The sequence below is a fragment of the Streptomyces sp. CNZ301 genome (genome assembly GCF_004217425.1).
On record NZ_SHLG01000002.1, the window covers coordinates 1,032,066 to 1,046,416 of the forward strand.

The following is a 14,351-nucleotide window of genomic DNA, read 5'->3' on the forward strand; positions in this document are numbered from 1 at the left end:
TACTTCTGTCGCACCAGCGGTCGGGTTGTCCACAGGCTCGTTGGCCGAATACGTCCGGCATCCGGTTGCATGGAGCCATGAACAACACGGAGCTTCGCCTCAAGGCCGACGCTGTTCTCGCCCGCCTCGTCGGTGACACCTCGGGCGAGGCCCGGCTGCGCGACGACCAGTGGCGCGCCATCGAAGCGCTGGTAGCGGAGCGGCGGCGGGCCCTCGTCGTCCAGCGCACCGGCTGGGGCAAGTCGGCGGTCTACTTCGTCGCGACGGCGCTGCTGCGGGCCGCCGGCGAGGGGCCCACTGTCATCGTCTCCCCGCTGCTGGCCCTGATGCGGAATCAGGTGGCCGCCGCCGAGCAGGCCGGCATCCGCGCAAGCACCATCAACTCCTCGAACACGCAGGAGTGGGAAGCCGTCCAGGCCGCGATCGCCGAAGGCGGCGTGGATGTACTGCTCGTCAGCCCGGAGCGGCTGAACAATCCCGACTTCCGGGACCAGGTCCTGCCCGAGCTCACCGCCGCCACGGGCCTGCTCGTGGTGGACGAGGCCCACTGCATCTCGGACTGGGGTCACGACTTCCGGCCGGACTACCGCCGCCTGCGCACCATGCTCGCCGAGCTGCCGGCCGGCGTGCCCGTGCTCGCCACAACGGCCACGGCCAACGCGAGAGTGACGGCCGACGTGGCCGAGCAGCTCGGCACACACGCACCCGCCGAAGGCTCCGGCCCGGAGGCCGCCGGTGGCGGCGCGCTGGTGCTGCGCGGGCCGCTGGAGCGGGAGAGCCTCAGCCTCGGTGTGCTCAGGCTGCCCGACGCGGCGAACCGGATGGCCTGGCTGTCGGATCACCTGAAAGAACTGCCGGGCTCCGGCATCGTGTACACCCTCACCGTCGCCGCCGCGGAGGAGGTGACGGCATTCCTGCGGAGCCAGGGACACGCCGTGGCCGCGTACACGGGCCGCTCCGAGAACGCCGAACGGGAGGCGGCTGAGGCCGACTTGCTCGGGAACCGGGTCAAAGCCCTGGTGGCCACATCAGCACTGGGCATGGGCTTCGACAAGCCGGACCTGGGCTTCGTCATCCACCTCGGCTCCCCCTCCTCCCCCATCGCCTACTACCAGCAGGTGGGCCGGGCGGGCCGAGGTGTCGCACACGCGGAGGTGCTTCTCCTGCCGGGCCGGGAGGACGAGGCGATCTGGCGCTACTTCGCGTCCCTGGCCTTCCCCGCCGAGGAGCAGGTGCGCCGAACCCTCGACGTTCTGGCCGCAGCGGACCGTCCGCTGTCGCTTCCGGCGCTGGAACCGCAGGTGGAACTTCGCCGGTCGCGGCTCGAAACCATGCTCAAGGTCCTCGACGTGGACGGAGCGGTGCGGCGGGTGCGGGGCGGCTGGACGGCCACGGGCCAGGCTTGGGAGTACGACGCGGAGCGCTACGCCTGGGTCGCGCGCCAGCGTGAGACCGAACAAGAGGCCATGCGGCAGTACGCGGCGACGGCGGAATGCCGAATGGAGTTCCTGCGGCGACAGCTCGACGACGGGGAGGCGGCCGCCTGCGGGCGCTGCGACAACTGCGCGGGCCCCCGGTTCACGCCCGAAGTATCCGCGACCACGCTGGAGGCGGCCCGCGGGGAACTCGCCCGGCCGGGTGTCGAGGTGGAACCCCGCAAGATGTGGCCGACGGGGCTGCCGACTGTCGGTGTCGACCTGAAGGGACGGATCCCGGCCGCTGAGCAGGCAGCCACCGGCCGCGCCCTGGGAAGGCTCTCGGACATCGGTTGGGGCAATCGGCTCCGTCCGCTGCTCTCACCTGGGGCGGAGGATGCCCCGGTACCCGACGACGTCGTAGCGGCGGTGGTGGATGTGCTCGCCGACTGGGCCAAAGCGCCGGGTGGTTGGAGTTCGGGCGCTCCTGACGCCCCGGCCCGTCCGGTCGGCGTGGTCACCGTGGACTCGCGCACCCGGCCGCGGCTGGTCCGGTCGCTGGGCGAGCGCATATCGGAGATCGGCCACATGCCCCTGCTCGGCACCGTCACCTACGGAGCGGGTGGCCCGCACGGCGCGCCCGCACGCAGCAACGGGGCGCAGCGCCTCCGCGCCCTGCACGGTTCGCTGACGCTGCCCGGGCCACTGTCGGCGGCGGTCGCGGACGCCGGCGGCCCGGTGCTGCTGGTGGACGACTTCGCGGACACGGGCTGGACGCTCGCGGTGGCGGCACGGCTGCTGCTGCAATCAGGGGCGAGCGCAGTCCTGCCGCTGGTCCTCGCCGTGCAGGGATGACCGCGCAGGGATGACGCGCCGAGGCGTTGCCGCCTGCGCGCGGGGCAGGTCAGCCTCGGCGCTGCCCGCTCAGAGGAGCTGACGAAGCCGCTGCGGGTCGCCGCAGACGATCAGACTGCGCCCTGCCTTCGCGAGCGCGGCCGGCAGGGCCTCGGCAGCCTGCGTGTCCGTACCTCCGTTGACGGCCAGGACGACGACGGCCCGCCGCGTGACGCGTGACGTCGCGGTGGCGTGTACACAGAAGACGTCCTCGCCGTCGGCCAGTTGACCCCAGTAGGCGTCCTCACCGAAGGAGAGTTCGTGCTGTGCCCACGGATGCTGTTCGCCGGTCGTGATGACAAGAACGTCACCCGGTGGGGTGCCCTCGTCGAGAAGCTTGTCCACGGTCTCGTCCGCCACGTCCACGGCCGTCGTGTCGGTGGCGGCGACCAGTTCGATCGCCGCGGCGGGGCGGGCGGACGCGGTGGCTGTGCGCTGCGAACCCGTGCGCACAGGGCCGGGGCGGCCCGGAGTCGGCCCCTTTCTGTCCGCGCGCGGCGGTGTGGGACGCGAGGGAGCCCGGGGGCCGGGAACGGGTGCTGCTGGGCGGGAAGCCTGCGGAGTCCGGGTCGCTGCCGCCGAGTTGCGGCTGCCCGGGGCGCTCTCCTGAATCTGTGGCTCCTCGGGAGTGAGAGGCATGAGGGATTGTCTATCAAACGCCGGAACGAGCTGCGTAAGCGGGTTCGGCCAGGGATTTCCGAGGTGGATTCCCGGTCCGCGGAGGCCGGCTCAGAAGAAGCTCATCTGCTCGGCGGGCGGGGTCTCTTCGTCCGGGACGACGCGCATCCGCTTGAGGTGCTGCCAGCGCGGCAGGGCATCCATGAACGCCCACGACATCCTGTGGTGCGGAGTCGGGCCGAACGCCTGCAGCGCCGTCTTGTGCACCGGCGAGGGGTAGCCGGCGTTGTCGGCGAACCCGAAGTCCGCGTGATCTGCTCCGACTTCGGCCATGAGGGCATCCCTGCGCACCTTGGCCAGAACGGAAGCAGCCGCCACGGAGATGCACGACTGGTCACCCTTGATCACGGTCCGCACCCGCCACGGGCCGCCCAGGTAGTCGTGCTTGCCGTCGAGGATCACCGCGTCCGGGCAAACGGGCAGGGCCTCGAGCGCGCGCGACGCGGCGAGCCGGAGCGCGGCCGTCATGCCCAGCGCGTCGATCTCCTCGGAGGAGGAGTGTCCGAGGGCATGGGCCGAGACCCATTCGTCCAGGAAGCCGGCGAGTTCCGTGCGCCGCTTCGCGGTGAGGAGCTTGGAGTCGGTGAGGCCTTCCGGCGGTCGGCGCAGCCCCGTGACGGCGGCGCACACGGTGACGGGCCCTGCCCAGGCTCCCCTGCCCACTTCGTCGATCCCGGCCACCACTTTGGCGCCCGTCTTGGCGCGGATCGACCGCTCGACGCGGTGAGTTGGAGGTGGGATCGGCATGGCCGGATCAGCGTAGCGCTGCTCCTGCGTTCCTTGGCCGACGGGCCCGGGGCAATAAGCACCGCCCTCCCGGCCATCGTGCGGCGGACCGTCCCAAGTGCCGTGCGGCGCCTGGGACTTGCCGTCCGGACGACCAGCGAGATCTCCGGATACCGCGTCTTGGGCTTCGTCCTTCATGATGATGCGTTCACGGTGCGTCGTTCGGTTCTCGTCGTTCCGCGTGGCACCCGGCCCGTCCGCCGCCTCCCGCTCGCGGTCGGCCGTCCCACGGCGTCACGTTCAGGGTCCGTACGAGCGCGGTGTGCACCATTGCTCGAAGGGCCGGTCGAGGTGGTAGCGCCCGTCACTCCCCAGTTCCAGCGTACGGGTCTCCGCGTTACCCGGGTTCGACAGCGACTCGAACTCCGCCACCGTCCAGTGCAGCCACCGCATGCAGAAGAGCCGCATGGTCAGCCCGTGCGTGACGATCAGGACGTTCGGCGGGTGGTCCGGCCGTTCGAAGCTGCGCCAGAGGCTTTCCAGGAACGCACCGGCCCTGTCGTAGACGTCCGCTCCGGACTCCCCCTGCGCGAAGCGGTAGAAGAAGTGCCCGTAGGCGTCGCGGTACTGCTTCTGCTTCCGTACGTCCTCGCGGTCCTGCCAGTTCCCCCAGTCCTGCTCCCGCAGTCGTGGCTCCTCGCGTACACGCAGCAGCGCAGGGTCGAGCGCGAACGCGGCGAGTGTCTGCAGCGTGCGCCGGTACGGGGAGACGTAGGCGGAGACACGCTCGCTGCCGAAGAGTTCGCGCAGCTGCTCACCGGTCGCCTCGGCCTGCCGCACGCCCTTCTCCGTCAGCGCAAGGGCATGGTCCGGCACACGCTCGTAAATGCTGTCGTCGCAGTTCCCCTCCGACTCTCCGTGCCGGACGAGGACGATGCGCCTCGGTCGTGCCATGCGGCCACTCTATGGCGCGGGGCAGAGGTCAGACGGTCCAGGAAGGCTCGAGGTCGATCACGTCACCGGCGATTCCGGTCACATCCGCTCCGATCTGGGCGCGGAGTGCGAGCCGTTCCACCCGCTCCGTGCGGTATTTGCCGTGCTCCGCCGCGGAGTCCCACATCGACAGCACCATGAACTCGTCCTCGGTCTGCGACTGTGTGAACACCCCGCGCAGCATCCCCGGCGACCCGGCCATCGCCGGATTCCAGACCTTCTCCTGCATCAGCGTGTAGTGCTCGATGCGGTCACCCCGCACGCGGCAGTGGGCGACGCGCAGCAGGTCGGCGTCAGCGAAGACGGGGCGGAAGCCTGTCTTCACATCGAAGCGGTACTCGAAGAGGCGCACGCGCATGTCCTTGTACGTGCCGACCTGGGCCGCGTGCAGCCGGTCGTGGGAGCGCGCCATGAACGAGTCGTAGAAGGCACGGCTCTCCCAGAAGCCGAAGAGGTGCGCCACGTTCTCCCTGGAGCGGCTCCATCCACCGCCTTGCCCCCGGAAACCCGGCTCACCGAGCAGCCCAGCCCACTTCCGCTGTCCCCGCTCGAACCCTCGACGGTCCACGACGGTGCAGCGCATCCACTTGACCAGCACCGCGCCATCGTACGGCCAACCGGGTGACAAGCCGTACGCACACTGTTCCCTGAACGCGGGCTCAAGCCCTCCGGCACCGCCACATCACTGCCTGCGACCGCTCCCTTCAGCGGCTGCGGTCGCCACCACATACTCGGTGAAGGTCCTGCGTCCCACGGCGTGCCCGGGAGTGGTGTGATGCCCGGCCCGGTAGCCGCGGACCGCCTTGCCCGCGAGAGGAACCGGCAGCAGCGGCCGCCGCCAGCGGTACGCGTGCAGGGTCAGCTGGGCCAGTTCCCGGGAGGTGCGCACCTCGGGGCCGCCCATGTCCGCAACCCGCCCGGCAGGTGCCCCCAGGGCCAGCTCCGCCAAGCGTTCCGCGACCTCCCCCACCTCGATGGGCTGGAACGACATCCCGGCCGGGTAGAGCGTGACGGGCAGCCACCGCTGAGCCGTGGTGAGCCGCGCGATCAGGTCGTGGAACTGGGTGGCGCGGAGGATCGTCCAGGGCAGCCCGCTGCCCTGGACGATCCGCTCGGCTTCCGCCTTCGCCCGGTAATAGAAGAACGGCACAAGATCGACGCCCACGATGGAGATGTAGATCAGGTGGGGTTTGGCGCCGGACCGGCTGAGCGCCTCGGTCAGCCGTTGCGTCGCCTCGACGTCCTTACCGGTCCCGGTCGTGGCGCAGTGGACGACGCTTCCCACCCCGGCCACGGCCGCGCCGAGTCCCTCGCCCGATGCGAGATCGCCCGTCGCCCACTCGGGGTCCTGCCCGCCGCCTTTGGCCCCGGCCACTGCCGGGCTGTGCGGGCGCGGACGGCGGCTGAGCACCCTGACCGCATGTCCGCGCTCCAGCAGTTTCCGTACGACCGTGCGGCCGAGCGTGCCCGTGCCGCCGGTCACCAGGACGGGGCCTCGCGGGCCTCCGCCCGCCGTGCTCATGCGGTCCGTCGTCGGTTCGTCCATGCGACCATCCTCCGCCTGCCGCACGACGTCCCGCAGCCCGCCCGCGCCGACGGTCAGGCTCCCGGTCGGCCGGGCCGGCTCGATGTCCCGGTCCGCACGAGCAGATGCGGGGCCCGGTCCGTACCGGTCCCGAATGGTCGACCCTGCCGGGCCTCGCCCGTGGGCGGGCGCTCCTGCTGGTGGAGATCGCCTTTGCGCTGAGCTGCCGTTCCGGATGGATCGCCGGCCGGCGAGGACTCAAGTGGTCCTTGCCCTATAAGTTCCCGCCATGACGGATGACTGGCGCAGCGACCGGATCGGGAGTGCCTTGAGGGGCGAGAACCCCACCGTGCTGAGACGGCTGGAGGCGGGGTTCGCGGTGATCGGGGACATCCAGTTCCTGCCCGGCTATTCGGTACTGCTGATCGACGAGCCGGATGTGCAACGCCTGTCGGATCTGCCGAAGGCGAAGCGGATGTCATTCCTCTCGGACATGGACCGCCTCGGGGAAGCGGTCGAACGCGCTTGCCGCCGCCTGGACCCCGCCTTCAGGCGCGTGAATCTGGAAATTCTCGGCAACACCGACAACTTTCTGCATGCCCACGTCTGGCCCCGGTTCGACTGGGAGCCGGGCGAGTTGGTGGGCAAGCCGGTCTGGTTGTACCCGAGTGAGCGATGGACTGATGAGCGCTTCGCTTTCGGTCCGCGGCATGACGCGCTGCGGCAGGCGATCGGCGACGAACTGGACGGGTTGTCCCTCACCGCGGAGTGAACGAGGACGGTTTGTCCCCCACCGTTGAGTGAGCGAGGCACGTTGGCCTCAAGCGCGCCACGACCGCCGGATCGTCGAGTCGGCTCCGCCGGAGCCGGCAAGGATGCGTCCCCGCTGAGGCCCTCCGAACGGGCTGTCCGAACCGGCCAGTTGACCGTTGTCCTCCGTGAACACATGGTGCTTGAACGCCGGAGAGGGTGCCGACCGACGGCCGGCACCCTCTCTCAAGCGCAGATCAGCGCCCTCAGCAACAGCTGCTCAATGTCGCATCAGACACAGTTGCGCCCGTACTCAGCTGCACCCGCTGGTCGAGCCGCAGCCCTCGCACAGGTAGCAGCTGCCCGCGCGGCGCATCTTCGTCCCGCAGGAGAAGCACAGCGGTGCGTCGGCGTTCAGGCCGAGCTGCATCTCCATCAGCTCCGTGGAGTTGTGGGCACCGCCCGGAGCGGGAGCCGGCGCCTGGGACTCGCTGACCCCTTCTGCCTTGGCCTCCTCCTTCGCCTTCTCCTTGGCCTCCCTGACCGTCTCGGCCTTCGGCGCGGACTGCGCGAGACCCTCCACGTCGAGCTCCTCCTCGGAGGGCTCGTACGAGCCCGTCTCCAGGTGGCGCTGACGCTCGCTCGCCGAGTGGATGCCCAGGGCCGAGCGCGTTTCGAAGGGCAGGAAGTCCAGGGCCAGACGCCGGAAGATGTAGTCGACGATCGACTGTGCCATCCGCACATCCGGGTCGTCGGTCATCCCCGCCGGCTCGAAGCGCATGTTCGTGAACTTCGAGACGTACGTCTCCAGCGGCACGCCGTACTGCAGTCCGACAGAGACGGCGATCGAGAAGGCGTCCATCATGCCCGCGAGGGTCGAACCCTGCTTGGACATCTTCAGGAAGACCTCGCCCAGCCCGTCGTCCGGGTAGGAGTTCGCCGTCATGTAGCCCTCGGCGCCGCCCACCGTGAAGGAGGTGGTGATGCCGGGACGGCCCTTGGGCAGGCGCTGCCGCACCGGCCGGTACTCGACGACCTTCTCCGGCTCGGCCTCGGCCTTCTCCTCCTTGCGCTTGGCGGAGAGCGGCTGGCCGACCTTGGAGTTCTCCACGTAGACGGCGAGCGCCTTCGTGCCGAGCTTCCAGCCCTGCAGGTAGATCTCCTCGACGTCCTCGACGGTGGAGGACGCGGCCATGTTCACGGTCTTGGAGATCGCGCCGGAGAGGAACGGCTGTGCAGCGGCCATCATCCGCACATGTCCCATCGGGGAGATGGAACGCTCGCCCATGGCGCAGTCGAAGACGTCGTAGTGCTCCGGGCGCAGACCCGGCGCGTCGATGACGTTGCCGTGCTCCGCGATGTGCTCGACGATCGCCTCGACCTGCTCGGCCGGGTACCCCAGCCGCTTGAGCGCCTTGGGCACCGTGTTGTTGACGATCTGCATGGAGCCGCCGCCGACGAGCTTCTTGAACTTGACCAGGGCCAGGTCGGGTTCTACGCCCGTCGTGTCGCAGTCCATCATCAGGCCGATGGTGCCCGTCGGTGCCAGCACGGAGGCCTGCGCATTGCGGAAGCCGTGCTTCTTGCCCAGCCGCAGCACGTCCTGCCACGCCTCCGTGGCCGCCGCCCACACGGGGGTGTCCAGGTCGTCGGCCCGCCGCGCCGAGTCGTTGGCGTCGGAGTGCTGCCGCATCACGCGGTTGTGCGCGTCGGAGTTGCGTGCGTAGCCCTCGTACGGACCGACCACCCCGGCCAGTTCGGCGGAGCGCCGGTAGGACGTGCCCGTCATCAGCGAGGTGATGCTCCCGGCCAGCGCACGGCCGCCGTCGGAGTCGTACGCGTGGCCCGTCGCCATGAGCAGCGCGCCCAGGTTGGCGTAGCCGATGCCCAACTGGCGGAAGTCACGGGTCGTTTCCCCGATCTTCTCGGTCGGGAAGTCGGCGAAGCAGATGGAGATGTCCATCGCGGTGATGACGAGTTCGACGACCTTCGCGAAGCGTCCGGCGTCGAAGGACTGGTGGCCCTCGTCGTCGTCGCGCAGGAACTTCATCAGGTTCAACGAGGCCAGGTTGCAGGACGAGTTGTCCAGGTGCATGTACTCGCTGCACGGGTTGGAGGCGGTGATCCTGCCCGACTCCGGCGACGTGTGCCAGTGGTTGATGGTGTCGTCGTACTGGATTCCCGGGTCGGCGCAGACGTGGGCGGCCTCGGCCATCTTCCGGAAGAGCGCCTTGGCGTCGACCTCGTCGACGACCTCGCCCGTCATGCGCCCGCGCAGGCCGAACTTCGAGCCGGACTCGACCGCCTTCATGAACGCGTCGGTCACACGCACCGAGTTGTTGGCGTTCTGGTACTGGACGGACGTGATGTCGTCGCCGCCGAGATCCATGTCGAAGCCCGCATCGCGCAGGGCGCGGATCTTCTCCTCCTCCTTGACCTTCGTCTCGATGAAGGCCTCGACGTCGGGGTGGTCGACGTCGAGCACGACCATCTTGGCCGCGCGGCGCGTGGCGCCGCCCGACTTGATCGTTCCGGCGGAGGCGTCCGCTCCGCGCATGAAGGAGACGGGACCGGAGGCGTTGCCCCCGGAGGAGAGCAGTTCCCTGGAGGAACGGATCCGGGAGAGGTTCAGGCCGGCCCCGGAACCGCCCTTGAAGATCATCCCCTCTTCCTTGTACCAGTCGAGGATCGACTCCATGGAGTCGTCCACGGAGAGGATGAAGCAGGCCGAGACCTGCTGCGGCTGGGTCGTGCCCACGTTGAACCAGACCGGGGAGTTGAAGCTGAAGATCTGGTGCAGCACCGCGTAGGCCAGCTCGTGCTCGAAGATCTCCGCGTCCGCCGGGGAGGCGAAGTAGCCGTGCTGCTCACCGGCCGCGCGGTAGGTCTTCACGACGCGGTCGATCAGCTGCTTGAGGCTGTTCTCGCGCTGAGGCGTGCCCACGGCGCCGCGGAAGTACTTGCTGGTCACGATGTTGGTCGCGTTCACCGACCAGAAGGCGGGGAATTCGACGCCACGCTGCTCGAAGTTGACCGAGCCGTCGCGCCAGTTGGTCATGACGACGTCACGGCGCTCCCACTCCACCTCGTCGTAGGGATGAATCCCGGGAGTGGTGTGGATGCGCTCGATCCGGAGCCCCTTCGCCACCTTGCCGCCCTTCGCGCGGAAGCCGCGTGCCGGGCCGCTCGTCGTCTCTGTCATTCCGCCTCCCTGTACGGGCATAACGCCCCGATGCGCCCCGAATCTTCCCGGGGCACCTTGCTTGTTCCATGGCTCTCGGCGGCATGCGCCACGATGCACTCCCGCCGGAGCCCGAGGTCTTCTCGACGCTCCGCCGCTCAGTCGGCGGCAGACGCCCTGACCGGCGCTCCCGGGGTACCGCCCGCGCCGTCGGCGCCGTTCTCCCCGTGGTCCCCGCGGGAATCCGGCACTTCCGGGTCCCCCTGGCCCCTCCGGTCCTCCTGGCCTTCGCCGCCTGCGCCGTCACCGGCGGCCGGTCCGCTCGCGCGGGCCTCCCGCAGCTCCGCCACGGCGTCCTCGAAGTCCTCGAGGGACTCGAAGGCGCGGTAGACGGAGGCGAACCGCAGGTAGGCCACGAGATCGAGGTCCTGGAGCGGGCCGAGTATCGCGAGCCCGACGTCATGCGTGGACAGCTCGGCACTGCCCGTAGCCCTGGCGGCCTCCTCGACCCGCTGGCCGAGCTGGGCCAGCGCGTCCTCGGTGACCGGGCGGCCCTGACACGCTTTGCGCACGCCCGAGATCACCTTGTCCCGGCTGAAGGGCTCCGTGACACCGCTGCGCTTGATCACCATCAAGGACGCGCTCTCCACGGTGGTGAAGCGGCGGGAGCAGTCGGGGCACTGGCGGCGCCGCCTGATGGCGGTGCCATCGTCGGTGGTCCGGCTGTCGACCACGCGACTGTCGGGGTGCCGGCAGAAGGGACAGTGCATTTCCACCCTCCTTGAGCCTGCGAAAGCCCGCCTCGTGCATGACTGTTACGCCCTCGCACGGCCCCGGCAGGAGCCCGCGAAGTTGCCACCAGCATAGTCCACAAACCCTCAACTGCGAGCAGGGGGACCACAACTTGTGGTGGCGCGCGCCAATCTAAGCACTAGATCTGGTGTCTGCACGCGAGTTGATGGAAAGCGTGTCGAGGTGCGCGACAGCAGACGAGAGTACGCGAGATCGAATGCGCCCCCCGTCGGCGGGGCACGCCTGCGAGACTCTGTGAGCCGGCAGCGGCGCTCGGTGGCTCGCGGTATCTACACCCCGGGCACGAGCCGTGCCAGTCGGTCGCGGGATTTTCACTCGAACGTGTGTTTGGCGCAACCTTTCGAAACCAACTACCGTTGTCCCACTAGGGAGAAACGCTCGAGAGGGGCCGACGTGACCACCACAGCAAACAGCGCCACCATCACGTCCCAGAACCGTTCCGCGCAGTCGCTCGACCACATTCCGCCGGTAACGCCGGTGGAGGACGCGGACGGCGCACTGGACGCCGAGGCACAGGACACGCAGCAGGCGAAGCGCTCGCTGCCGGGGCGACCTCCCGGGATCCGTGCGGACAGTTCGGGGCTCACAGACCGCCAACGTCGCGTGATCGAAGTGATCCGTGACTCGGTGCAGCGTCGTGGCTACCCACCGTCCATGAGGGAGATCGGTCAGGCCGTGGGCCTCTCCAGCACCTCCTCCGTGGCACATCAGCTCATGGCGCTGGAGCGCAAGGGCTTCCTCCGGCGCGACCCCCACCGTCCTCGCGCCTACGAGGTCCGCGGCTCGGACGCGCCGGCAGCCCAGGTCACGACTGATACCACGGGAAAGCCGTCCGCCTCCTACGTGCCGCTGGTCGGCCGGATCGCCGCCGGCGGTCCGATCCTGGCGGAGGAGTCGGTCGAGGACGTCTTCCCGCTGCCGCGTCAACTCGTCGGCGACGGCGAGCTGTTCGTACTCAAGGTGGTCGGCGACTCGATGGTCGAAGCGGCCATCTGCGACGGCGACTGGGTCACCGTGCGGCGGCAGCCGGTCGCAGAGAACGGCGACATCGTCGCGGCCATGCTCGACGGCGAGGCCACCGTCAAGCGCTTCAAGCGCGAGGACGGTCACGTGTGGCTGCTCCCGCACAACTCCGCGTATCAGCCCATCCCTGGTGACGACGCGACGATCCTCGGCAAGGTCGTCGCCGTGCTGCGCAGGGTCTGAGGCCCGCGCAAAGGCCCGGGCCCGGGCCCCTCGCGAGTGACGGGCCGCCGGTTCCACTGCGCCGGAACCGGCGGCTCCGCCGTGTCCGCGCAAGGCGCTACGCCTTCGCGGTGCTCTTCGCGGCCCCGGCCGCGGACTCCTTCGCCGCCTTGTCGATGGCGGCGAGTGAACGCCGCGCCTGGTTGCGGTCCGTCGTGTACCAGAAGTCGGGCATCGAGGCCCGGAGAAAGCCCCCGTACCGCGCCCGCTCGAGCCGCGGGTCCAGCACGGCGACCACGCCCCGGTCCCCCGACGCCCGCACGAGCCGCCCCGAGCCCTGCGCCATCAGCAGCGCCGCGTGCGTGGCCGCGACGGCCATGAACCCATTGCCGCCGTGCTCCTCGACGGCCTTCTGCCGGGCGCTCATCAGCGGATCGTCGGGGCGCGGGAAGGGGATGCGGTCCATCACCACCAACTGGCAGTTCGCACCCGGGACATCGACGCCCTGCCAGAGCGACAGCGTCCCGAACAGGCACGTCTCCGCGTCGTCTGCGAAGCGGCGGATCAGCTCGCCCAGCGTCTCCTCGCCCTGGAGCAGGATCGGCACCTCCATCCTGCCGCGCAGATCCTCGGCCGCCGTCTGAGCGGCCCGCATGGAGGAGAAGAGCCCGAGCGTGCGGCCTCCTGCCGCCCCCACCAGGTCGGCCAGCTCGTCGAGCATGTCGCGCCGCGAGGGCTCACGGCCCGGCGGTGCGAGATGCCGCGCGACATAGAGGATTCCCTGCTTGCGGTAGTCGAACGGTGACCCGGCGTCGATACCCCGCCACCGCGGGGTCTCCTTCTGCGCCGAATCACCGTCGCCGTCCGGCGCATCGTCGGCCACCACGCGCTCGGGGGCGAGGCCGAGCGAGGCGCCGACCCCGTTGAAATCGCCGCCGAGCTTGAGCGTCGCCGAGGTCAGGACGACCGAGCGGTCGGTGAACAGCTTCTCCCGCAGCAGCCCGGCGACCGACAGCGGCGCGACGCGCAGAGAGGCACCGTAGCGGTCGTGCCGCTCGTACCAGATCACGTCGAACTCCGAGGATTCCACGACGCGTTCGGCGACATCGTGCACGTTCTCCATCGACGCCAGGGCCTGTTTGCGCACCGCGTCCTCGTCCTGCACGGACTTGTCGCGGGTGTTGCCCAGCGTCGTGATGCCGGCGCGGGTGGCGTCACGGAGCGCCATGAGGACGTGCGCGAGATCGTCGGGGACGGTTTCGAGCCGCCCGGGCAGGGCCAGCTCCATGACCCGCTCGAACCCCTCGGCGGCCGTCTGGAGCCGGTCGGCGGTCTTCTCGTCGATGAGTTTCGCGGCGCGGCGGACGGCCCGGTTGACACCGCCGGGCGACAGTTCGCCGGTGGCCACTCCCGTCACGCGCGAGACGAGTTCGTGCGCCTCGTCGACGATCAGCACCTCGTGCGCCGGCAGCACGGAGGCGTCCTCGATCGCGTCGATCGCGAGCAGTGCGTGGTTGGTGACGACGACCTCGGCGAGCTTGGCCCGCTCGCGCGCGCTCTCGGCGAAGCACTCGGCTCCGTAGGCGCACTTCGTGGCGCCGAGGCACTCACGCGAGGAGACCGACACCTGGGACCAGGCGCGGTCGGAGACGCCGGGCCGCAGATCGTCCCTGTCGCCCGTGTCCGTCTCGCCGGACCAGTCGCGCAGCCGGAGCAGGTCCTTGCCGAGGGTGGAGGTGGGGGCCGCGGCCTTGGGGTCCCCCATGCCGGAGGCCAGCAGAGGGTCGAAGAGGCCGTCCTCCTCTTCCTGCGGGACGCCCTCGTGAAGCCGGTGCAGGCACAGGTAGTTGGAGCGGCCCTTGAGCATCGCGAACGGGGCGCGGCGGCGCAGCAGCGGCTGAAGCGCCTCGACCGTACGGGGAAGGTCGCGCTCCACGAGCTGACGCTGAAGTGCGAGCGTGGCCGTGGCGATCACGACGGGCTCGCCGTGCGCAAGCGCGGGAACGAGGTAGCCGAGGGACTTTCCGGTGCCGGTGCCCGCCTGGATCAGCAGATGGGTACCGTCGTCGACCGCGTCGGCGACGGCTTCGGCCATGGCCACCTGACCAGGCCGTTCCGTACCGCCGACAGCGGTGACGGCGGCGTGCAGGAGCTCGGTGAGGGCGGGCTTGCTCATAGATCCGACACCCTA

11 protein-coding genes are annotated in these 14,351 nt (G+C 69.9%); 3 read left to right on the top strand and 8 right to left on the bottom strand.

The window, feature by feature from the left end:
- Window positions 1-77: 77 nt before the first annotated feature.
- Entirely contained in the window at window positions 78-2,270 is a 2,193-nt protein-coding gene (locus EV375_RS28635) for a RecQ family ATP-dependent DNA helicase (protein WP_130302792.1), read from the top strand.
- A 69-nt stretch (window positions 2,271-2,339) separates the two neighbouring features.
- Here EV375_RS28635 and EV375_RS28640 read toward each other — a convergent pair whose 3' ends face one another.
- The 5 genes from EV375_RS28640 to EV375_RS28660 all read right to left on the bottom strand — a co-directional run bounded on the left by EV375_RS28640 (window position 2,340) and on the right by EV375_RS28660 (window position 6,252).
- A complete protein-coding gene (locus EV375_RS28640; RefSeq protein ID WP_486588857.1) occupies window positions 2,340-2,762 on the bottom strand; it encodes a hypothetical protein in 423 nt (140 codons plus the stop codon).
- A 276-nt stretch (window positions 2,763-3,038) separates the two neighbouring features.
- Window positions 3,039-3,734, bottom strand: a complete 696-nt coding sequence (locus EV375_RS28645; protein WP_130302794.1) for a ribonuclease HII — start codon at window positions 3,732-3,734, stop codon at window positions 3,039-3,041.
- A gap of 279 nt (window positions 3,735-4,013) precedes the next feature.
- On the bottom strand, window positions 4,014-4,667 hold the full coding sequence (locus tag EV375_RS28650; RefSeq protein WP_130302795.1) for a histidine phosphatase family protein: 654 nt from the start codon (window positions 4,665-4,667) through the stop codon (window positions 4,014-4,016).
- A 28-nt stretch (window positions 4,668-4,695) separates the two neighbouring features.
- Window positions 4,696-5,304 carry a YdbC family protein gene (locus EV375_RS28655; RefSeq protein WP_074466933.1) on the bottom strand — a complete coding sequence of 203 codons (609 nt, stop codon included), beginning with the start codon at window positions 5,302-5,304 and terminating at the stop codon, window positions 4,696-4,698.
- Between the two features lie 84 nt (window positions 5,305-5,388).
- Entirely contained in the window at window positions 5,389-6,252 is an 864-nt protein-coding gene (locus tag EV375_RS28660; protein WP_486588858.1) for an SDR family oxidoreductase, read from the bottom strand.
- A 268-nt stretch (window positions 6,253-6,520) separates the two neighbouring features.
- Between EV375_RS28660 and EV375_RS28665 the strand changes: the two genes are divergently transcribed.
- Complete coding sequence (locus tag EV375_RS28665; protein ID WP_130302796.1) at window positions 6,521-7,003, top strand: HIT family protein; 483 nt, start codon at window positions 6,521-6,523, stop codon at window positions 7,001-7,003.
- Between the two features lie 291 nt (window positions 7,004-7,294).
- Here EV375_RS28665 and EV375_RS28670 read toward each other — a convergent pair whose 3' ends face one another.
- Window positions 7,295-10,183 carry a vitamin B12-dependent ribonucleotide reductase gene (locus tag EV375_RS28670; RefSeq protein WP_130302797.1) on the bottom strand — a complete coding sequence of 963 codons (2,889 nt, stop codon included), beginning with the start codon at window positions 10,181-10,183 and terminating at the stop codon, window positions 7,295-7,297.
- A 137-nt stretch (window positions 10,184-10,320) separates the two neighbouring features.
- Window positions 10,321-10,932 carry a transcriptional regulator NrdR gene (gene nrdR, locus EV375_RS28675; RefSeq protein ID WP_130302798.1) on the bottom strand — a complete coding sequence of 204 codons (612 nt, stop codon included), beginning with the start codon at window positions 10,930-10,932 and terminating at the stop codon, window positions 10,321-10,323.
- Between the two features lie 436 nt (window positions 10,933-11,368).
- Between nrdR and lexA the strand changes: the two genes are divergently transcribed.
- Window positions 11,369-12,181, top strand: a complete 813-nt coding sequence (gene lexA, locus EV375_RS28680) for a transcriptional repressor LexA (protein WP_130302799.1) — start codon at window positions 11,369-11,371, stop codon at window positions 12,179-12,181.
- Between the two features lie 97 nt (window positions 12,182-12,278).
- Here lexA and EV375_RS28685 read toward each other — a convergent pair whose 3' ends face one another.
- Complete coding sequence (locus EV375_RS28685) at window positions 12,279-14,336, bottom strand: ATP-dependent DNA helicase (protein WP_130302800.1); 2,058 nt, start codon at window positions 14,334-14,336, stop codon at window positions 12,279-12,281.
- Window positions 14,337-14,351 lie beyond the last annotated feature (15 nt).